Annotated in this window: 17 protein-coding genes; 8 read left to right on the forward strand and 9 right to left on the reverse strand. The window is 68.9% G+C overall.

All coding sequences use genetic code 11. The features are described 5' to 3' along the window. The first annotated feature begins 12 nt into the window (after positions 1-12). Positions 13-1266 carry an oxygenase MpaB family protein gene (locus D7D52_RS10870; protein WP_120736204.1) on the forward strand — a complete coding sequence of 418 codons (1254 nt, stop codon included), beginning with the start codon at positions 13-15 and terminating at the stop codon, positions 1264-1266. Between the two features lie 57 nt (positions 1267-1323). After that, the gene (locus D7D52_RS10875) at positions 1324-2301 is read left to right on the forward strand and encodes an NAD(P)H-dependent flavin oxidoreductase (protein ID WP_120736205.1); all 978 of its coding nucleotides are present in this window, start codon (positions 1324-1326) and stop codon (positions 2299-2301) included. 5 nt (positions 2302-2306) lie between these two features. Here D7D52_RS10875 and D7D52_RS10880 read toward each other — a convergent pair whose 3' ends face one another. Then, positions 2307-4046 (reverse strand): GMC oxidoreductase, encoded by a 1740-nt coding sequence (locus tag D7D52_RS10880; RefSeq protein WP_120736206.1) that lies wholly within the window; start codon positions 4044-4046, stop codon positions 2307-2309. A gap of 208 nt (positions 4047-4254) precedes the next feature. On the opposite strand from D7D52_RS10880, the gene D7D52_RS37690 reads away from it, so the two are divergent. Then, complete coding sequence (locus D7D52_RS37690) at positions 4255-4410, forward strand: hypothetical protein (RefSeq protein ID WP_162958269.1); 156 nt, start codon at positions 4255-4257, stop codon at positions 4408-4410. 4 nt (positions 4411-4414) lie between these two features. Next, positions 4415-5575 (forward strand): YeiH family protein, encoded by a 1161-nt coding sequence (locus D7D52_RS10885; RefSeq protein WP_120736207.1) that lies wholly within the window; start codon positions 4415-4417, stop codon positions 5573-5575. Positions 5576-5929: 354 nt separating this feature from the next. On the opposite strand, the gene D7D52_RS10890 is transcribed toward D7D52_RS10885, so the two are convergent. Further along, entirely contained in the window at positions 5930-7084 is a 1155-nt protein-coding gene (locus D7D52_RS10890; RefSeq protein ID WP_120736208.1) for a lipase family protein, read from the reverse strand. A gap of 221 nt (positions 7085-7305) precedes the next feature. Between D7D52_RS10890 and D7D52_RS10895 the strand changes: the two genes are divergently transcribed. Both D7D52_RS10895 and D7D52_RS10900 read left to right on the forward strand, forming a co-directional pair. Beyond that, entirely contained in the window at positions 7306-7875 is a 570-nt protein-coding gene (locus tag D7D52_RS10895; RefSeq protein WP_120736209.1) for an NADPH-dependent FMN reductase, read from the forward strand. A gap of 92 nt (positions 7876-7967) precedes the next feature. Continuing rightward, positions 7968-8576, forward strand: coding sequence for an NADPH-dependent F420 reductase (locus D7D52_RS10900; protein WP_120736210.1), 609 nt, complete (start codon positions 7968-7970; stop codon positions 8574-8576). Positions 8577-8642: 66 nt separating this feature from the next. Here the strand turns inward: D7D52_RS10900 and fadD32 are convergent, their stop codons facing one another. Further along, on the reverse strand, positions 8643-10511 hold the full coding sequence (fadD32, locus tag D7D52_RS10905; RefSeq protein ID WP_162958270.1) for a long-chain-fatty-acid--AMP ligase FadD32: 1869 nt from the start codon (positions 10509-10511) through the stop codon (positions 8643-8645). Positions 10512-10676: 165 nt separating this feature from the next. Then, entirely contained in the window at positions 10677-11921 is a 1245-nt protein-coding gene (locus D7D52_RS10910) for a KasA/KasB family beta-ketoacyl-ACP synthase (protein WP_120743995.1), read from the reverse strand. A gap of 300 nt (positions 11922-12221) precedes the next feature. Between D7D52_RS10910 and D7D52_RS10915 the strand changes: the two genes are divergently transcribed. Then, on the forward strand, positions 12222-13217 hold the full coding sequence (locus D7D52_RS10915; protein ID WP_120736211.1) for an acyl-ACP desaturase: 996 nt from the start codon (positions 12222-12224) through the stop codon (positions 13215-13217). Here the strand turns inward: D7D52_RS10915 and D7D52_RS10920 are convergent. The 5 genes from D7D52_RS10920 to D7D52_RS10940 form a co-directional block, all read right to left on the reverse strand. Beyond that, on the reverse strand, positions 13197-14579 hold the full coding sequence (locus D7D52_RS10920) for an MFS transporter (RefSeq protein ID WP_162958271.1): 1383 nt from the start codon (positions 14577-14579) through the stop codon (positions 13197-13199). The two genes, D7D52_RS10915 and D7D52_RS10920, sit on opposite strands and share 21 nt — an antisense overlap. Positions 14580-14648: 69 nt before the next feature. Beyond that, positions 14649-15389 carry an ArsR/SmtB family transcription factor gene (locus tag D7D52_RS10925; RefSeq protein ID WP_120736213.1) on the reverse strand — a complete coding sequence of 247 codons (741 nt, stop codon included), beginning with the start codon at positions 15387-15389 and terminating at the stop codon, positions 14649-14651. Between the two features lie 58 nt (positions 15390-15447). Beyond that, the gene (locus D7D52_RS10930) at positions 15448-16257 is read right to left on the reverse strand and encodes a DUF72 domain-containing protein (RefSeq protein WP_246023784.1); all 810 of its coding nucleotides are present in this window, start codon (positions 16255-16257) and stop codon (positions 15448-15450) included. Positions 16258-16290: 33 nt separating this feature from the next. Further along, positions 16291-17805, reverse strand: coding sequence for a glycerol kinase GlpK (glpK, locus tag D7D52_RS10935; RefSeq protein WP_120736215.1), 1515 nt, complete (start codon positions 17803-17805; stop codon positions 16291-16293). Positions 17806-17839: 34 nt separating this feature from the next. After that, entirely contained in the window at positions 17840-18604 is a 765-nt protein-coding gene (locus D7D52_RS10940) for an IclR family transcriptional regulator (RefSeq protein WP_120736216.1), read from the reverse strand. A gap of 149 nt (positions 18605-18753) precedes the next feature. Between D7D52_RS10940 and glpK (D7D52_RS10945) the strand changes: the two genes are divergently transcribed. Beyond that, complete coding sequence (gene glpK / locus D7D52_RS10945; protein ID WP_120736217.1) at positions 18754-20283, forward strand: glycerol kinase GlpK; 1530 nt, start codon at positions 18754-18756, stop codon at positions 20281-20283. The last annotated feature ends 26 nt before the right edge of the window (positions 20284-20309 follow it).

Here is a 20309-nt window from a genome sequence, read left to right on the forward strand (position 1 = left end):
AGGAGGCACGCAATGGCGCGTTCCGAACACCTGCCCGACCCGGTGATCTTCCGGGAGTTCCCCTTCAATGTCGGCATTCGCCTCATCGGCCCCGGCGATATCCGGCCGACGCCCGAGCAGCGGGCGGCCTACCGCAAATTCACCTCCATGGGCGACCCGCTGGCGGACGCGGTGGTCGAGATGTTCCGGCGGCTGCCCGCCGGCACGGGCCGGGCCATGTTCGAGACCGCCCTGGAACAGGGCATCGACGCGGTGCCGGACGCACCCGCCGAACTGAAAGCCCTGTTCGCACAACTCGATTCGGTACCGTTCTGGCTCGATCAGGACAAGCTCGACCGGGCCGCGCGGGTGAGCGGGCGGGTCGGACCCTGGGCGACCAACCTCGCGCTGTCGATGTTCTCGCTCAACGGCGGGTATCTGGCCTCGCGGGCGGGCAAGGTGCTCGTCGGGACCGGCGGGCTGTCGGCGCAGGCCATGGCCCCGCGCCGCGTGGTCGAGACCGCCACCTGGTGGATCGACGTCACCGCGCGAGACGGGTTGCGGCGCTTCGGCCCCGGCTTCAAGAACACCGTCCGGGTCCGGATCATGCACGCGCAGGTGCGGGCGGGCATGAACCGGCGGCCGGACTGGGATTACGAGAAGTGGGACCACCCGATCAATCAGTCCCTGACCGCGGGCACGCTGATGTTGTTCTCGCTGGCCACGATCGCCGGGTGCAATGCCGTCGGCCTGACGTTCTCCAGGAAGGAGAAGGCGGCCGTCTATCACCTGTGGCGCTATGTCGGACATCTGATCGGGCTCGATCCGGAGATCCTGCCCGCCGACGAGACCGACACCTGGCGGCTGCTGTGGCTGCAGGCCGACTACGAGTTCCTGCCCGACGAGGATTCGCGGGCGCTGTCCCAGGCGCTGGTGTCCGCACTCGGCCCGATCTACGGGTTCGACGGGCCGGGCTTGGGCGCGCGAGCATTGCGGCGCGCCTTCACGCTCTACTCCGTCTCGTACAGTCGAATCCTGTTGGGCAAGACCAACTCCGACTTCCTGGAGATGCCCTACAGCCGGGTCTTCCTGGCGGCGGTGCTGGCCACCGCGGCCATCAACGGCGCGCTGGAGGTGCCGCGGCGGTGCATCCCGGGCGCGACGCGGTTGAGCGAGCGGGTGGGCCGGCGCGTCACCGAGGCCATGATGCGGCGGGCCGCCCGGGTGAACTCTCCCGATCGCAGTTACGCGCGCCACGATCGACTGGCGCAAACCCGGGCGGCCTGATTTTCTTACCGACGAGTAACGTTCGCCGGGTCACCCCTTGATGAAGGAATCTGGTCAATGAGCCTGCCGCCCATCCTGTCCGAGCGCCTGCGCCTGCCCGCGGTCGCGTCCCCGATGTTCATCGTGTCCGGTCCCGAGCTGGTCATCGCCCAGTCCAAGGCCGGGATCGTGGGCTCGTTCCCGTCGCTCAACGCGCGGCCGCAATCGCAGTTCCGGGAATGGCTGGTGCGAATCAACGAGGAGCTGGCCAAGCACGACGCCGACAATCCGGAGCAGCCGTCCGCGCCCTACGCGGTGAATCTGATCGTGCACAAGAGCAATGACCGGCTGGAGGAGGATCTGGCCACGGTGGTCGAGCACCGGGTGCCGATCGTCATCACCTCGCTGGGCGCGCGCCCGGACGTGAACGAGGCGGTGCATTCCTACGGCGGCATCGTGCTGCACGACATCATCAATGACGTGTTCGCGCACAAGGCGATCGAGCGCGGCGCGGACGGCCTGATCGCGGTGGCCGCGGGCGCGGGCGGCCACGCCGGCACCCAGTCCCCGTTCGCCCTGCTGAGCGAGATCCGCGCCTGGTTCGACGGGCCGCTGCTGCTGTCGGGCGCGATCGCCCACGGCCGCAATATCCTCGCCGCCCAGGCCGCGGGCGCGGATCTGGCCTACATCGGCTCGGCCTTCATCCCCACCGACGAGGCCAATGCGGTGCCCGGCTACAAGCAGATGATCGTCGACTCCGCCGCCGCGGACATCGTCTACTCCAACCTGTTCACCGGCGTGCACGGCAACTACCTGCGCGGCAGCATCACCGCCGCCGGCATGGATCCCGACAACCTGGCCCAATCCGACCCGTCCGCCATGGATTTCGGCACCGGCGACACCGAGCCGGGCGCCCCGGGCGCCAAGCCGTGGAAGGACATCTGGGGCTCCGGCCAGGGCATCGGCGCGGTCGACGCCGTGCTCCCGGCCGCCGCCGTGGTCGAACGCCTCACCCGCGAATACGAAGCGGCCAAGGCCCGGCTGCTGACCCTCTGATCCGATCAGGATTCGACATTCGACATCCGGTTCTCGCCGAATCCGACCAGCGGCAGCCGCAGGGCGGCCGGGGCGGTGGGCGGGACGACCGGCGTGCGGGGCGCGGTCGGGGTCAGTCGCCGATAGGCCGCGCCCAACTCCGGACGCGAGTCCGGCTCACCCTTGTTGGGCCACAACGAGATCGCGCGCTCGGCCTGGGCGGTGATGGTCAGCGACGGGTTCACGCCCAGGTTGGCGGAGATGGTGGAGCCGTCGATGATGTGCAGGCCCGGGTGGCCATAGAGGCGGTGGTACGGGTCGACGACGCCGGTCGCGGGAGTGTCGCCGATGACGCAGCCGCCGATGAAATGGCCGGTCATCGGGATGCCGAGAATGCTCGAGGACGCGCCGAGCGGGATGCCGTCGACGGCGTCGGCGACACGGCGCGCCACCTCGTGACCGGCGGGCACCCAGGTCGGATTGGGTTGGCCCTCACCCTGTTTGGTGGTCATGCGCCGGCCGAACAGGCCGCGCCTGGTGTAGGTGGTGATGGAATTGTCCACCGATTGCATGACCAGCAGGCCGATCGTGCGCTCGGACCAGTGCCGCGGATTGTGGACGCGGGCGGCGTCGCGGGGCCGGCGGCGGACCGCGCGCAGCCACAGCCGCCGGCGCGAGGTACTGCCCTCATCGTCGACCATGAAGGTGCTCATCAGGCCGAAGGCATTGCTGCCCTTGCCGTATCGCACCGGCTCGACATGCGTGTCCGGATCGGGATGGATCGACGAGGTGATCGCCACACCCCTGGTGTAGTCCGCGTGCGGGTCCCGGCTCCGCACCCCGAGCAGCTCCTCGGAATTGGTGCGCGACAGATAACCCAGCCGCGCCGAGATGCCGGGCAGCGAGCCCTTGTCGCGCAGCCGGTGCAGCAGCCGCTGGGTGCCGAGCGCGGCGGCGGCGAAAACCACCTGCTCGGCGGTGAATTCGCGGCGACCGCGGCGTAGCGGGCGGCCGGTGCGCACGGTCTCGACGGCGTAGCCGCCGCCAGGTAGCGGGCGCACGTCGGTGACCGTGGTGAGCGGATGCACTGTGGCACCGGCCTTTTCGGCCAGGTACAGGTAGTTCTTGACCAGAGTGTTCTTGGCATTGTGGCGGCAGCCGGTCATGCATTCGCCGCAGTGGGTGCAGGTGCGCCGGTCCGGGCCGGCGCCGCCGAAGAACGGGTCCGGGACATCCTCGCCGGGACGGCGGCCCGGCCCGCCGAAGAAGACGCCGACGGGGGTGGGCCGGTAACTGTCGCCGATTCCCAGCTCCGCGGCCACCTCGCGCAGGACGCGGTCGGCCGGCGTGGTGGCCGGGTTGGCGGTCACGCCCAGCATGCGCTTGGCCTGGTCGTAATGCGGGGCGAGCTCGGCCTTCCAGTCGGTGATGTGACCCCACTGGCGGTCGGCGTAGAACTTGTCCGGCGGCTCGTAGAGCGTATTGGCGTACACCAGCGAGCCGCCGCCGACGCCCGCGCCCGCCATGACGAACGTGTCGTTGAGCAGCGCCAGTTTCTGAATACCGAAGCAGCCCAGCGCCGGAGCCCACAGATACTGCCGCAGCCGCCAGGAGGTGCGGGCGAACTCGTGATCGGCGAAGCGCCGCCCCGCCTCCAGCACGCCGACCCGGTAACCCTTCTCGGTCAACCGCAGCGCGCTGACGCTGCCGCCGAATCCGGAACCGATGACGAGGACGTCGTAGTCGAACGACGGGCTGGCACTCATGCGTCCCTCTCCTCACTGCGATGTGAACGGCTTCGACGCTACGAGCCGCGCCGATCCGGCCATGACAGAGCGGCGGCCAGAAAATCGACACATTCGGCCATAGTGGGCCGATCGGCTGAAATCAGCTCGATTCCAACGCTGTCCGAATCCCGCCGGGGACCCCATAGTTCACCTGCTGTACTGCGCTTTTCATACCTGGAGGCCCCTGGTGAACAGTCCCCAACCCGCACCGGAGACATCCGCTGCCCGACCGTCGTGGCCCGACGCCCTCGGGCGGCTGGGCGCGGACTGGTGGTCGGTGATCGTGTCCGGCGTGGTGGTCGCACTCGCCGTGTTCGACGTGCTGCCGAAGATCCCGTGGTGACGCCATGAGTGACATCACCGCCAACCCGGAACTGACCGCGACCGCCGCCGAAAACGACGGCGAGGACACGGCTTTCGACGAACCCGGCGCCCCGCTGACCCTGACCCGCCTGCTGAGCTTCGTGCCCGGCGTCCTGCTGCTCGTGGCGGTCGGCCTGCTCGGCAAGTACGCCGAGATCTGGTGGCTGAAGCTCGCCAAGCACGAGCACTGGACCGTCCCGGACATCGAATACGTGCTGTGGGCCATCCTGATCGGCCTGCTGATCACCAATACCGTTGGCCTGCACCCGATCTTCAAACCGGGCATCGGCACCTACGAATTCTGGCTCAAGATCGGCATCATCGCGCTGGGCGCGCGCTTCGTGCTCGGCGACGTCGCCAAACTGGGCGGCACCAGCTTCGTGCAGATCCTGGTCGACATGACCGTGTCGGGGGCGATCATCCTGCTGGTTGCCCGCAAGCTGGGGCTCTCGGGCAAGCTCGGCTCGCTGCTGGCCATCGGCACCGCGATCTGCGGGGTGTCGGCGATCATCGCCGGCAAGGGCGCGATCCGGGCCCGCAATTCCGATGTCTCCTATGCCATCGCGGCGATTCTGGCCCTGGGCGCGGTGGCGTTGTTCGCGCTGCCGCCGCTGGGTCACGCCCTCGGGCTCAGCGATCACGAGTTCGGGCTGTGGGCGGGTCTGGCCGTGGACAACACCGCGGAGACCACCGCCACCGGCTACCTGTACTCCGATGCGGCGGGCAAGGTCGCGGTGCTGGTCAAGTCGACCCGCAATGCCTTGATCGGCTTCGTGGTGCTGGGCTTCGCGGCCTACTGGGCCGGGCGCGGCGAGGCCGACGCCCTCGCGCCGGGACTGCGCGCCAAGGCCGCGTTCGTGTGGGCGAAGTTCCCGAAGTTCGTGCTGGGCTTCCTGGCCGTGTCGGCGCTGGCGACCGTGCACTGGCTCAACAAGGCCCAGGTCGCGAATCTGGGTGCGGTGTCGCGGTGGGCGTTCCTGCTGACCTTCGCGGGCGTGGGGCTCAATACCAATATTCGCGAGCTCGCCCGCACCGGGTGGCGACCCCTGGTGGTCGCGGTGGCCGGTCTGGTGACGGTGGCCGTGGTGTCGCTGGCGCTGGTGCTGTTCACCTCGCGCGTCCTGCACTGGGGCGTCGGCAACTGAGTCTCGCCCTCGTCATCCCGGCGCGCTTCTTGGCCGGGATCCACCTCTCGCAGTGTGGATCCCGGCCACAAGCATGCCGGGATGACGACGCGTCAGGCGCCGCGGGCGGGATGACGACGCGTCAGGCGCCGCGGGCGGGATGACGACGCGTCAGGCGCCGCGGGCGGGATGACGACGCGTCAGGCGCCGCGGGCGGGATGACGACGCGTCAGGCGCCGCGGGCGGGATGACGACGCGTCAGGCGCCGCGGGCGGGATGACGACGCGTCAGGCGCCGCGGGCGGGATGACGACGCGTCAGGCGCCGCGGGCGGGATGACGACGCGTCAGGCGCCGCGGGCGGGATGACAGACGCGTCAGGCCCCGCGGCGCAGGGGTACGGATGCGGATTCGGCGAAGCGGTCGGCCAGGAAGCGCATGGCCGGTCCCGCGAAAGCCATCGCGCCGCCGATGTGCTCGCGGCCCTCGAGGGTCTTCATGGTGACGTCGGCGCCCAGCGCCTTCCAGTCCTCCGCCAGCTGAACCGCCTGCGGATACGGAATGATCTGCTCGCTGGTGCCGCCCGCCACCAATACCGGTGCGGCCGGGGCGATTCCGCCCAGCCGGTTCTCCAGCAGGCGCGCCTTCACCTCGGGCACCTCGAACGGCGGCCGATGCGTGTAGGTCGAGACCTTGGTCGGCACCACCATGCCCGCCCCGATGCCGACCACCGCCGCGACCCCGGCGTGGGTGCGGCGGACCAGTGCGGCCAGCAGCCGGCCCGGCAGGTTGAGGTGTTGCAGCACATTCAGTTCCGGATACGCGCCCTCGATGCCGAGGACGCCGTAGAACAGCAGCACCGCGTACGGGGTGTCGTCGAGGAACTTCACCATGTCGACCAGATCCGCGGGGGCCGAGCCGACCGCGCCGCCCGCCAGCGGCAGATCCGGTGCGTAGGTGGGCTGCAACTGCAGCGCCCAGCCCGCGGCATTGCCGCCCTCGGAGTAGCCGTAGATGCCCAGCGGTCCGTCCGGATCGAGTTCCGCCTCGGGCAGGCGGCGAGCGGCCCGCATGCTGTCCAGCACGGCCGGGCCGAGCGCACGGCCCATGACGTAGGGATGCAGGCCCGGGCTGCCGAGTCCGGGGTAGTCGGTGATGGCGATCGCCCAGCCGCGACGCAGTGCCGCACGCAGGAACAGGGATTCGTATTCGATGCCGTAGCGCAGCTGCCAGGACGCGGCGGCCACGGTGTTGGCGAGACCCTGGGTGCCGACCGCGTAGCCCAGCAGTGGGCGCGAGCCGGGTCCGCGCCACGCGGCGTTCGGCACCAGTACGGTGCCGGTGACCTGCGTCGGAGCACCCTGGGCGGTGGTCGTGGTGTAGCGAATGCGCCAGGCGCGCGCGGGCAGTCGCACGCCGGGCAGCATGCGGGCCGTCATCGGTTCGGCGGCCACCAGCGCGCCGGGTTCGAACGCGCCGGGATGTCCGGCACCGACCGCCGCCTCGTCGAAGCGGTTGGTGTTCGCAGTCATCGTTGCCTGCCCTTCTCACAAACTCGCGTTATGCAGTTGTCGCACAACCGGATCCGAACGTTACAGCTGTCCCGGACAGTTCGGCCGTAGGAAAACCATACCCAGAATGGAACTTTGCGACACTTCTTGTCACAACAACTCCCATCTGTTGGGATGCCGCATCAGAGACAACGGTCACACCGGGCCGAAATACTCCCGGCCCCAGCCACGTTGCCGCAGTCGTGACCATTCCCCGCCTCCTGCTGATCTCGGGCAGCACCCGTGAGGGCTCCACGAACAGCGCGGCGCTGCGCACCATCGCCGCCGACGCCGGATCCGATTTCACGGCCGACCTCTACGCGGACCTGCTCGCGCTGCCGCCTTTCGTTCCGGGCACGGACCCCGAACCGGTGGCGGTGGCGGAGCTGCATCGGCAGCTCGGCGCGGCCGACGCGGTGCTGTTCTGCACGCCCGAGTACGCGGGCATGATCCCCGGCAGCCTCGAGAACCTGCTCGAATGGACGATCGGCAATGCCGACCTCAGCGAGAAGCCGGTCGCCTACGTGAATGTCGCCTACGAGGGCTGTGGCGAGGCCGCCGTCGCCACCCTGCGCACCGTGGTCGGCTACGCCGGGGCCGAGATCGTGGAGGCCGCGTGCGAGCGAATCACCGTGGTGCCGAGCGATATCGGACCCGACGGCCTGGTCGCCGATCTGGCCCTGCGGACCCGGCTCGCGGCCGCCGCCCGCGCCCTGGCGAAGCACGCCGCGCACCCCGCCGCGACCGCCACCTCGATACAACTCGATAATTGATTCATCACGCAATGGCGACTACGGACGAGTCGCACGGTTGCTAGGTATTTACTGAAGTCGGAACACCCCTCCGGACACAGGAGTGTGCGGGCATGGATGTGGGAATCTTCGGGGCCGGACACTTCGGCCTGAGCCTGGCGGGACTGTTCGACCGTGCCGGACACACCGTGCACATCGCCAGCCGCCATCTCGACGAGTTGTCGGACACCGTGGCCGCGCGCGGACTGCGCCACACCTATCCGGGCGACGTCGAATTGGTGGCCGGCTCCTCGACCATCCTCGTCGGCGCGGTGCCCTGGCTCGAATTGGCCGCGCTGGCAAAGGAACTGCCCGACTTGGAAGGCAAGATCTGGGTCGATCCGGTGAACCCGTACGTGCGGGAAGCGGACGGCAGCGTCACCCTGCTGAGCACGGACGGACGCCCGACCAGTTCCGTGGTCGCCGAGCTGCTCCCGAAGGCCCAGCTGGTCAAGGCGTTCAACGGATTCACCACACCGATGTTCCACTCCGGCCCGCTGACGTCGATGGGCCGCATAGTCGCCCCGATCGCGGGCGACCACCCCGCCGCCCTGTGCCGAGTGGCCGACCTCATCAAAACCACCGGCTTCGTCCCGATCATCATCGGCAACCTGACCGACAGCGTCATCCTCGAACCACGAGGCCCCCTCCCCGCCCTGTCCATCCCGCTCATCGCCCCCTGACCGCCGAGTGGCACACCACCGAGGGGATTTGTCCGTTTTTCCCTCGCTGGTGTGCCACTCAGCGGATCAATCGAGGGCGTCGGGGAAGGCTTGCTGGCGGTGGGCGCCGCGGAGAGTGCCTTCGAGGTAGGCGGCTTTGCAGGCTCGGCGGGCGATTTTGCCGCTCGAGGTGCGGGGGATGGAGCCGGCGGGGACCAGGAGGAGGTCTCGGACGGTGACGCCGTGGCGTTTGGCGATGGCGGCGCGGACGGTTTCGGTGATCGGTTCGGGGTCGAGTTTGGCGGCGCCGGTGCCGCGTTCGGCGACGATGACCAGTTGCTCGCGGGTGTCGGCGGGGGTGGTGACCGCGTCGGCGAGCAGCTGGTTCTCCGAGACCGAGAAAGCCGCGACGAAGCCGGGGCGCAGGGCGGTGCTCGATTCCTGGGCGGAGTACTCGAGATCCTGGGGATAGTGGTTGCGGCCGTCCACGATCACCAGGTCCTTGACGCGGCCGGTGATGAACAGCTCGCCGTCGTAGTACGCGCCGAAATCGCCAGTACGCATCCAGTTCGCTTCCGGCGCAGCGCCTTCGGCGTGACTGTCGGGCTGTCGGGCGGTGAGGCGGTTGTGGAAGGTGGCCTCGGTCTCCTCGGGGCGGCCCCAGTAGCCGCGGCCGATGTTCGCGCCGTGCAGCCAGATCTCGCCGACCTCGCCGTCAGGGCGTTCCGCACCGGTCTCGGGGTCAACGATCACCGCCCACTGCGAATTCGCGACGTAGCCGCAAGACACCTGGGCCACCGCGTTTTCCGCGTGCTCGTCGACCTCCACCATGCGGCCGGCATTGAGCCGGGCGCGATCCACCCAGACCGTGCGGGCCTCGTCCTCGCGCTTGGTGGCGGAGACGAACAGGGTGGCCTCGGCCATGCCGTAGCAAGGCTTGATGGCGGTCTTGGGCAGGCCGTAGGGGGCGAAGGCGTCGTTGAACTTTCGCATCGAGGTCACCGACACCGGCTCGCTGCCGTTGATCAGGCCGATCACATTGGACAGGTCCAATTCCTCACCGGCCTTGGGCAATCCGCGCGCGGCGGCGTGCTCGAAGGCGAAATTGGGTGCGGCGGCGAAGATCTCGGCGCCGTCCTCCTGGGCGGCCAGCTCCTTGATCCAGCGGTAGGGCCGGCGCACGAAGGCGCTGGGCGACATGATGGTGATGTACTTGCCGCCGATGGTCGGCAGGATGACCGTGAGCAGGCCCATATCGTGGAACAGCGGCAGCCAGGTGACGCCGCGGGCCTTCTCGGTGATGCCGATGGCGTCGATCATCTGCAGCAGGTTGGTACCGACCGCCCGGTGCGTGATCTCGACACCGGCCGGGGTCCGGGTCGAACCGGACGTGTACTGCAGATACGCGACATCGTCCATGCGGATCACCGGGCGCACCCAGCTCTCGCCCACGCTGTCCGGAATCGCCTCGACCGCGATGATGCGCGGACGCCGCGGCACGGGTAGGTGTTTGAAGATCTCGCGCACGCCCGCCGCGGCGGTGCCGACGGTCAGGATCGCCGCCGGGGTGCAGTCGGAGAGCACGGCGTGCAGCCGGTCGCTGTGGCCCTGCTCCTCCGGATCGAACAGGGGCACCGCGATATTGCCCGCGTACACCGCGGCGTACATGGCCACGATGTAGTCCAGGCCCTGCGGCGCCAGGATGGCCACCCGGTCGCCCGGCTGCGTGACCTGCTGCAGCCGGGCGGCCACCGCACGCAGCCGGACACCGAAGCGGTTCCACGTCAGATCGTGGTATTCGCCGTCGCGTTCGCGCGAATAGTCGATAAAGCGGTAGGCGAGCTCGTCCCCGTTGACCGCGGCGTGCTGGTCCACCAGGTCGACCATGGTCCGGTTCTCGGGGATCTTGATGTTGCCGTGCTCGTCCAGAACGTCTTCGAAGGTCTCGCCGATCATTCCCTATCCTTCTTCAACTCACAGCCGAGAGACTGTGCAGTGACACCGAACAAAGATCGACACGAAAGCCCGAATGTAGCTGGGGGCTGGGGAACTCTAGCAGGTGCCGGATTCCCGCGTCACTCGTACCAACCGAACTCGGCTCGGCAGCAACGGCGAAACGGCTCAGTACCGGCCGAACGCGATGGCCACGTTGTGCCCGCCGAAGCCGAAGGAGTTGTTCAGGGCGTAGTCGTATCGACCGGGCCTGGCCTGGCCTTTCACCACATCGAGGTCGATGTCGGGGTCCTGGTTCTCCAAATTCAGTGTGGCGGGCACGATTCCGTCCCGCACGCTGAGGACGGTGATGACCGACTCCAGCGCGCCGACCGCCCCGATGGAATGTCCGAGAGCGGACTTGGGCGCGTACACCGCGGCATGGTTGCCGACGGCTTGCTTGATGGCATTGGCCTCCGCGGTATCACCGATGGGCGTGGCGGTGGCATGCGCATTGATATGCGTGACATCGGATTTCGAGATGTCCGCGTACTCCATGGCGCGCGACATGGCGCGCGCCGCGCCGGTGCCCTCCGGATCCGGTGCGACCAGATGGAATCCGTCGGAGGTGATGCCCGCGCCCATGATGCGGGCGTGAATGGTGGCGCCGCGGGCCTTGGCGTGCTCCTCGGTCTCGATGACCATGAGCGCCCCGGCCTCACCGAAAACGAAACCGTCGCGGTCCTTGTCGAAGGGCCGGGACGCGCCCTTGGGATCATGGTTGCGGGTGCTCATGGCGCGCATCATGGAGAAGCCGGCGATGGGCAGCGCCTGGATGGATCCCTCCACGCCGCCGGTGACCACCATGTCGGCATCGCCCATGACGACCATGCGCCAGGCGTTCGCGATCGCCTCGGAACCGGACGAACAAGCCGAAACAGGCGTGGACACACCGGCCCTCGCGCCCAGTTCCACCCCGACACACGCGGCCGCGCCATTGGGCATGACGGTCTGCACGGTATGCGGAACCACCTTGCGGTAGCCGCCGTTGACCAGCTTGTCGCGCGCGGACATGAGCATTTCCGCCCCGCCCAGCCCGGTGCCGATCGCCACGCCGAGCCGATCCCGGTCCACCTCCGGCGATCCCGCGTTGGCCCAGACCTCACGGCCCAGCACCACCGCCATCTGCTCGACGTAGGACAGCCGGCGCGCCTCGGCCTTGGAGAGCTGATCGGTGGGCGAGACCTTGAGGTGCCCGCCGATGCGGACCGGGAGGCCGAAATCGTCGAGGAAGCTGTCCTCGAGCACGTCGATCCCGCTCTCGCCGTTGAGTAGTCCCTTCCAGGTCGAGTCGACGTCACCCGCGATCGAGGTGGTCGCCGCGAGCGCGGTGACAACGACACTGGGGAAATTCCGGCGGTGGGGCGTCTGCATGTTCACTCTCCGTAGCAATGCTTCGGCGAACCGTCAGGCGATCCGCGTGGGCTGTGAAGGACGGGGTAGGCAACTAGCGAGCGGGCCGAGCCAGGAACTCAACGGCGAGGTATGAAGCCAATCATCGGCGAACTGGGCTAGATTATCCGAGGCGAAGCCGACCAGTCCTATTGGACGACACGCGGACATCTCTTGCCGACTCGGATCACCTTCGCCCCGGCGGTCGCCGCCGGAACTTCAGCATTCTGTTCTCCACCATCATTCTCGCAGGCCGAGCCATTCCGAGGGAGGCATACGATCGTGGCCAGGAGTCTCACGCAGTTGGAGCTGCTCATCGAGCTGGAGCCGATTGCCGAGCAGAATGTGCACCGTCATCTATCGATGGCCAAGGAGTGGCACCCGCACGACTATGTGCCGTGGGATCTGGGTCGCAACTTCGCAGCAATGGACGGAGTCGACTGGGAGCCAGCACAGTCCAAGCTCAGCGAGGTCGCGAAGGCGGCCATGATCACCAACCTGCTGACCGAGGACAATCTGCCCAGCTACCACCGCGAGATCGCCGAGAACTTCTCCCAGGACGGCGCGTGGGGCACCTGGGTGGGTCGCTGGACCGCCGAGGAGAACCGGCACGGCATCGTGATTCGCGACTATCTGGTGGTGACCCGCGGCGTGGATCCGGTGGCGCTGGAACAGGCGCGCATGATTCACATGACCAACGGCTACAACGCCGCTCAGTTGATCAAGAAGCACAGCGATCGGCGCGTCACCGCCGATGCCGGATTCATGCATTCTGTCGCTTATGTGACTTTTCAGGAATTGGCAACGCGAGTTTCACATCGCAATACCGGCAAAGTGTGCAATGACCCCGTAGCGGACCGTATGTTGCAGCGCATCGCCGCCGACGAGAACCTGCACATGATCTTCTATCGCAATATGTGCGGTGCGGCCCTGGACCTCTCGCCGGACCAGGCCATCGACGCCATCACCAATATCGTCATGGGTTTCCAGATGCCCGGTATGGGGATGCCCAACTTCCGCCGCAACGGCGTGCTGATGGCCAAGCACGGCATCTACGATCTGCGCCAGCATCTCGAGGAGGTGCTGCTGCCCAACCTCAAGAAGTGGAACATCTTCGAGCGCACCGACTTCGGCGCGTTCGGCGATCAGCGCCGCAACGAGCTGGGCGAGTTCCTCGACAAGCTGCGCAAGGACGTGGTGCGCTTCGAGGAGCAGCGCGACCGGGCGCTCGCGCGGGAGGCCCAGCGGGCGCAGGAGTCACCGGTTCTCATCGGCTGAACCGCGCAGCCGGGTCGCCAGCAACGCGGCGGCCAGGAAGACCGCGGCCGCGATCGCCAGGGGAAGGGCGATCGCGGCCGGGGCCAGCGCCAGCAGCGAACCGGCGACGGCCACACCCAGGGCCGAGCCCAGCTGGCGGGCGGCATTGAAGGCGGCGCCCGCCAGCCCCGCCCGGTCCGGTCCCGCGGCGGAGACGGTCACGTGGGTGGCGGCGGGCATCGTGTACGCCATGCCGAAACCGGTGAGCAGCAACAGGATCGCCAGCACGGGATACGGCGTGTGCGGACCGGTGCAGGCCAGGCCGAGCAAGCCCGTCGCGCCGACGGTCAGACCGGTGACGATGACGCGGCGGGGTCCGCGCCGGGCGGCGTGGCGGCCGCCGAGCGCCGAGGCCAGGATGCCGATGGCCGCCTCGGGCAACAGGGCGAAACCCGTCGCGGTCGGCGAATAGTGGAGTTGGCGTTGCAGGTACAGGCTCACCACGAAGAGCTGACCGTAGAAGCCGAAGTTCTGCGCCAGGCCGATCAGCGCGCCACCGCGAAACGCCCAGGAGCGGCGAAGATCGCTGGGCAGCAAGCCGTTTCCACGACGCGCGGCGACCACACCGGTCCCGAGACCGAGAAGCGCCGCCACCACCGCGATGACGAGCGCCACCGAGTTCAGCGGCCGTGCCCCCGCGAGAATAGCCGTCGCGGTCACGCCGGTCATGGCGACGACAGTCGAGAGGTGCCCGGCGATCGGAATCGATTCCGCCGCACCGGGTACCGACGGTACCGTGCGCCACAGCAGGATGGCCGTCGCCGCGCAGATCGGCGCATTGATCACGAAAACGGCGGGCCAGCCGAAGTTTTCGGAGAGCACCCCGCCCAGTACCGGTCCGCAGCTGGCGGCGGTCGACCCGATCGCGCCCCAGATGCCGGTGGCGCGGGCGCGGTCCGCCGGATCGGGATAGGTGTGCCGGATCAAGGCCAGCGAGGCCGGAATCAACAGCGCCGCACCGATTCCCTGCACTACTCGCGCCGCCACCAGCACTCCGACGCCGGGTGCGGCCGCGCAGGCCACCGAGGCCAGGCCGAAGAAGGCCAGCCCGGTCAGGAAGCAACGGCGCGCCCCGAACCGGTCGGCCAGTCCGCCACCCAGCATGAGCAGCGCCGCGACGGTCACCGTGTAGCCGTCCACCACCCATTCCAGTCCGGTCACGCTGGTGCGCAACCCGATCGCCATCCGATCCAGGGCGACGGCGACGATCGTGGTGTCGAGGATGACGAGGAAGAATCCGGCGGAGATCGCGGTGAGCGCCAGTCCCCCACCGCCGGTTCGGGTAGCGCCCGCTTTCCGAGCGGGTTCGAGTGTCGGGGTCATGTCTTCCACCCTGTCCCGGAATCGTTTCGGCCCGCGCCGAACCGTGGGCGGCCCGGATACCGCCCCGCGTCAGGCGGATTCGGCTTCCGGCCGACCGGTCGTGACGGTCTCACGGTCGATGCCGAGGGTGCGGTGCAGGGCCGCCCACCCCGAGGTGGTGACGGTGATCGCGCGCGGTGTCGCGGCGTGGGCGCACCAGCCGGCGTCGAGCATGCGGGTGAGCAGCAGTGCCCCCAGTCCGCCGGCCAGATGGTAGCGGCGCTCGGACCAGTCCAGGCAGGTCCGGGCGGGTGGGCGGCGGCCGAACCGGTGCAGATCGGTGGGCGCGATGGCCAATTCGTCGAGCAGCGGGTGCGCCCGCTCGGCGGCGGTCCAGTGCCCGTCGACGATGTCGAGCAGCGACGCGTCGCACAGGCCGTCGAAGAGGGCCACGCCCACGGCCCCGGCGAGGTGGTCGTAGCAGGTGCGCGCGAGCCGCAGATCGCGGTGGGTGCGGCTGCCGCGCAGCGACTTGACCGGCTCGATCGGGGAGATCACCGCCATCGCCTCGATTACCTGCACCACCTCCGGCAGGCTGATCCGGTAGTAGCGATGCCGGCCCACCCGCTCCACCGCCAGCCAGCCCTGCTCGGCCAGCTTGCCGAGGTGCTCGCTGGCGGTCGCGGCCGTCACGCCCGCCGCCCGCGCCAGCTCCCCCGCCGGTTGCGCCCGCCCATCGGTGAGCACCGTCAGCATCCGTGCCCGCGCCGGATCCGCCAGCAGCCGGGCGGCGCCGGAGATATCCACATCGCCGTCTCTGATCGGTTCCATGCCTCCAGTCTGCCGCCGCGATACTTCGGCCCGAGCCGAAGCGTCGGGTGCACGGGAGTCAGAACAGGGTCATGGGATCGGTCGGGAGGGGGTCGGGCAGCGGGTCCAGGTCCGGCAGTCGCGCGCGGACGTCGGCGTGGAAGCGGCGGGCGAGGGTGCGGGAGGAGGCGTTGTCGGGGGTGTGGATGAAGATCGTCGGGGAGCGGCCCTCGCGCAGCCAGGCCACGGTGGTGTCGATCCAGGGCTGCCAGCCCGCGACGGTGGCGGCCGGATCGTCGCGGCCGTGGTAGCGGACGATGGGGTACCGGGTGAGGGCGCGGGTGCGGCGGGGGTTGTGGGGCTTCTTGGCGCGGGCCTCGTATTCGGCGGGACTGGTGGCGGGCTGTTCGAACAGCACGGTGGTGTCGAAGGGGATCCATTCCGCGCCCGCGGCCTCCAGCACCGCCTCCAATTGGGCGGTGGCGCGCGGGTTTTCGAAGAAGACGGGGTGGCGCACCTCGACGGCGCAGCGGTAGTGGGAGGGCAGCGCGTCCAGCAGGTCGGCCAGCGCCGGGAGCTGGGTGAAGGAGGCGGGCAGCTGCACCCACAGCGCGTGCAGGCGCCGGCCCAGCGGTTCGAGGGCGTCGAGAAACGCGGCCATCTCCTCGTCGACGCCGGTGAGACGGCGGTCGTGGGTGATGGTGCGGGGCAGCTTCATGACGAAGCGGAAGTCGGGATCGGTTTGGCGGGCCCAGGATTCGACGGTGCGCCGCTGCGGGGTCGCGTAGAAGGTGGTGTTGCCCTCCACCGCATTGCACCACGAGGCGTAGGTGCGCAGCCGTTCGGCCGGGGGTAGCGGCTTCTCCTGCCAATCCGGGTGTGTCCACATTGCGCAACCGACGTAGAGCCGCATACATCCAAACTAGGTCAAGGACTTCTTGGGGCGCAGCCAACCGAAGCTCAGCCGCACCGCCCGGGTCCAGTTCTCGTATTCCTCGGCCCGCAGGCCCGGATCCATGCGCGGCAGCCACTGCGCGGCGACCCGCCAATTGCGGCGCAGACCCTCGAGATCCGGCCAGTAACCGACGGCCAGCCCCGCCGCGTAGGCCGCGCCCAGCGAGACGGTCTCGGCCACGATGGGCCGCATCACCGGAATGTCGAGGACATCGGCGACGATCTGCATGAGCAGATTGTCCGAGGTCATGCCGCCCGCCACCCGCAGCGCGGCGGCGCTGAGCCCGGAGTCGGCGTTCATGGCCTCCACGACATCGCGGGTCTGCCAGGCGGTGGCCTCCAGCACGGCCCGGGCGATGTGGCCCTTGGTGACATAGGAGGTCAGCCCGATCAGCAGGCCGCGCGCGTCACTGCGCCAATGCGGCGCGTACAGGCCGGAGAACGCGGGCACCAGATAGCAGCCGCCATTGTCTTCGACTGTGCCGGCGAGGGTTTCGATCTCCGGCGCACTGGTGATCAGCCCGATGTTGTCGCGCAGCCACTGCACCAGCGACCCGGTCACCGCGATCGGTCCCTCCAGCGCGTACACCGGTTCCGGACCCACCTGATAGCCGATGGTGGTCAGCAGCCCGTGCTCGGAGCGCACCAGCTCGCGCCCGGTGTTCATGAGCAGGAAACCGCCGGTGCCGTAGGTGCATTCGGTCTCGCCCGGCGCGAAACAGGTCTGCCCGAACAGCGCCGCGTGCTGATCGCCGAGCGCCGCCGCGATCCGCACCCCGGGCAGCACCCGCCGCGCGGTCCCGAAGTCGCCGGTGGAGGGCTGGATGCGCGGCAGCATGGCCTTCGGAATGTCGAAGAACCGCAACAGTTCGTCGTCCCACTCCAGGGTGGACAGGTTCATCAGCAGCGTGCGCCCGGCATTGGTGACGTCGGTGACGTGCACGCCGTGATCGGCGCCGCCGGTGAGGTTCCAGATCAGCCAGGTCTCCATGGTGCCGAACAGCACCTCGCCCCGTGCGGCCCGATCTCGCAGTCCCGGTGTGCGATCCAGCAGCCAGCGCAGCCGGGGCGCGGCGAAGTAGGTGGCCAGCGGCAGTCCGCACAGTTCCCGAATGCGTTCCGCCCCAGGGCTTTCGCGCAGCCGCTCGACGAGTTCCTCGGTGCGCACGTCCTGCCACACGATGGCGCGCCCGATGGGCGTGCCGGTGCGCGCGTCCCACACCACCGTGGTCTCGCGCTGATTGGCGATGCCCAGCGCCGCCACCTGTTCCAGGGTGATTCCCGAATCCCGCAGTGCCGCGGGCACGATGCGCTCCACATTGCGCCAGATCTCGAGCGCGTCCTGCTCCATCCAGCCCGGGCGCGGATAGTGCTGTTTGTGTTCGCGCTGCGCCACCCCGGTCAGCCGGGCGCGCTGATCGAAGAGAATGGCGCGGGTCGAGGTGGTGCCCTGGTCGATGGCGAGCACGTATTTCTGGGTCACCGCACATCCTCGTAGGTCCGCGCATCCTCGTATGTCACTGTGCGCCTCCGAGATCCCGGGACACCGCGGCCGCCGCCTCGCGCACCTGAGCGACGAGAGCGGCCCGGAAGCGCAACTGCCCGTCGCAGAGCCGGTCGACCGGCCCGCTGACGCCGATGGCACCCACCACCAAACCACCCCGGGAGCGAATCGGCGCGGCGACACTCGCCTCGCCGGAACGGAATTCCCCGATATCGCCCGCCCAGCCGGTGCGCCGGACCTCGGACACGGCCCGCCGCAACGCGATCGGATCGATCAGGGTGCGATGGGTGAGCGCAGGCAGCTCGCCCCCGCCTACGGCATCGGCCAGCTCGCCGTCGTAGGCCAGCAGCACCTTGCCCAAAGCCGTTGCGTGCGGCGGCAATTCCTCGCCCACCGCGAGTTCCTGCTCGGTGTTGTCGGGCCGGAAGACGTGATGGATCACCACCACTCCCCCGTCCACCGGCGCGGCGATGCGCACCGATTCCCCGCTGCGGGCCGCGAGCGCGTCGGCCCGATTGATCGCGCGCGAGCGCAACTCGTTGGCATCCAGATGCCCGGCCCCGAGATCCTGCAGCGCCGGACTCAAGTGATACTTGCCGCTCGCCGCGTCCTGATCCACGAACCCCACGCCCTGCAGCGTCCGCAGAATCCCGTGCGCGGTCGGCTTGGCCAGTCCCAGCGCCGCGGCGATCTCCCCCACCCCCATGCGCCCGGACCCGCGCGCCAGCAGCCGCAGCACGGCCGCGGCGCGCTCGATCGACTGGATCGGGCCGGGCATGGTCGTAACCTATCAGCAAACCGTTCGGCATTGTCGAACGCGTCGCCTGTCCCCCGGACGTTCCACTTCTTAACGTGGACGTCGGGCCCGGCCTACCCGGTCCCGCCAGGGATGACGGACTCAATGGAGAGTTTCGGAAAGGGACCGCGATGACGCAGTACGTCGGAGCCATCGATCAAGGCACGACCTCCACGCGATTCATGGTGTTCGATCACGGCGGCAATGTGGTTGCCCGCCATCAACTCGAACACGAGCAAATTCTTCCGCAGGCCGGCTGGGTCGAGCACAACCCGGCGGAGATCTGGGAGCGCACCCGCACCGTCATCAAGAGCGCCCTGGCCGGAGCCCGGCTCACCGCCGCCGATCTGGCCGCGGTCGGCGTCACCAATCAGCGCGAGACCACCATCGTGTGGGACCGCCGCACCGGACGCCCCTACTACAACGCCATCGTCTGGCAGGACACGCGCACCGACCGCATCGTCGGGGAGATCGAGAAGGCCGGCAAGGGCGAGCTGATTCGCGAGCGGGCCGGTCTGCCGCCCGCACCGTACTTCTCCGGCGGCAAGCTCAAGTGGATCCTCGACAATGTCCCGGGCGTGCGCGAGGACGCCGAGAACGGCGATGCGCTGTTCGGCACCCCCGACACCTGGCTGATCTGGAACCTCACCGGCGGTGTGCGCGGCGGCGTCCACGTCACCGATCCGACCAATGCCTCCCGCACCATGCTGATGGATCTCGAAACCCTGGACTGGGACGACGAATTGCTCGCGCTGTTCGACGTGCCGCGGGCCATGCTGCCGCGTATCGCGCCGTCCTCGAATCCGGAGGGCTTCGGCACCAGCCACGCCGACGGCCCGCTCAAGGGCGAGGTCACCATCGCCGGCGTGCTCGGCGATCAGCAGGCCGCCACCGTCGGCCAGGTCTGCTTCCAGCCCGGCGAGGCCAAGAACACCTACGGCACCGGCAACTTCCTGATGCTCAACACCGGCCCGGAGATCGTGCGCTCCAAGCACGGTCTGGTGACCACCGTCGCCTACCAGTTCGGCGACGACAAACCGGTGTACGCCCTCGAGGGTTCCATCGCGGTCACCGGATCGGCCGTGCAGTGGCTGCGCGATCAGCTCGGCATCATCGCGGGCGCGGAACGCGTCGAAGCGCTGGCGCTGCAGGTCCCCGACAACGGCGGCGTCTACTTCGTGCCCGCCTTCTCCGGCCTGTTCGCCCCGTACTGGCGCGCGGACGCCCGCGGCGCCATCGTCGGCCTCTCGCGCTTCAGCAACAATGCCCACATCGCCAGGGCCACACTGGAATCCATCTGCTACCAGACCCGCGACGTGGTCGAGGCGATGCAGCAGGACTCCGGCGTCGAGCTCGAGACCCTGCGCGTGGACGGCGGCGTCACCGCCAACGAACTGGCCATGCAGATCCAGGCCGACTTCCTCGGCGTGCCGGTCTCGCGGCCGGTGGTCGCCGAGACCACCGCCCTCGGCGCGGCCTACGCCGCCGGACTGGCGGTCGGATTCTGGCGTAACACCGACGAACTCGTCGCCAACTGGCACGAGGACAAGAACTGGCAGCCCACCATGAGCGAGGCGGCGCGGCAGCAGGGTTACGCGCGCTGGCTCAAGGCCGTCTCCCGCACCCTCGACTGGGTCGATCGGGACGATGACGACCAGTAGCGCTGCCCCCCAAAAGACTTCGATTC

It is taken from the genome of Nocardia yunnanensis, assembly GCF_003626895.1.
Taxonomy (GTDB): domain Bacteria; phylum Actinomycetota; class Actinomycetes; order Mycobacteriales; family Mycobacteriaceae; genus Nocardia; species Nocardia yunnanensis.

Coding starts and splice junctions, on each gene's coding strand:
- fadD32 (WP_162958270.1), bottom strand. CDS start 10,511: ATGATCGGCGAGACCTTCGAAGACGTTCTGGACGAGCACGGCAACATC.
- D7D52_RS10900 (WP_120736210.1), top strand. CDS start 7,968: ATGGATGTGGGAATCTTCGGGGCCGGACACTTCGGCCTGAGCCTGGCG.
- D7D52_RS10920 (WP_162958271.1), bottom strand. CDS start 14,579: ATGACCCCGACACTCGAACCCGCTCGGAAAGCGGGCGCTACCCGAACC.
- D7D52_RS10870 (WP_120736204.1), top strand. CDS start 13: ATGGCGCGTTCCGAACACCTGCCCGACCCGGTGATCTTCCGGGAGTTC.
- D7D52_RS10925 (WP_120736213.1), bottom strand. CDS start 15,389: ATGGAACCGATCAGAGACGGCGATGTGGATATCTCCGGCGCCGCCCGG.
- glpK (WP_120736217.1), top strand. CDS start 18,754: ATGACGCAGTACGTCGGAGCCATCGATCAAGGCACGACCTCCACGCGA.
- D7D52_RS10940 (WP_120736216.1), bottom strand. CDS start 18,604: ATGCCCGGCCCGATCCAGTCGATCGAGCGCGCCGCGGCCGTGCTGCGG.
- D7D52_RS10880 (WP_120736206.1), bottom strand. CDS start 4,046: ATGAGTGCCAGCCCGTCGTTCGACTACGACGTCCTCGTCATCGGTTCC.
- D7D52_RS10910 (WP_120743995.1), bottom strand. CDS start 11,921: ATGCAGACGCCCCACCGCCGGAATTTCCCCAGTGTCGTTGTCACCGCG.
- D7D52_RS10890 (WP_120736208.1), bottom strand. CDS start 7,084: ATGACTGCGAACACCAACCGCTTCGACGAGGCGGCGGTCGGTGCCGGA.
- D7D52_RS10930 (WP_246023784.1), bottom strand. CDS start 16,257: ATGTGGACACACCCGGATTGGCAGGAGAAGCCGCTACCCCCGGCCGAA.
- D7D52_RS10885 (WP_120736207.1), top strand. CDS start 4,415: ATGAGTGACATCACCGCCAACCCGGAACTGACCGCGACCGCCGCCGAA.
- D7D52_RS10875 (WP_120736205.1), top strand. CDS start 1,324: ATGAGCCTGCCGCCCATCCTGTCCGAGCGCCTGCGCCTGCCCGCGGTC.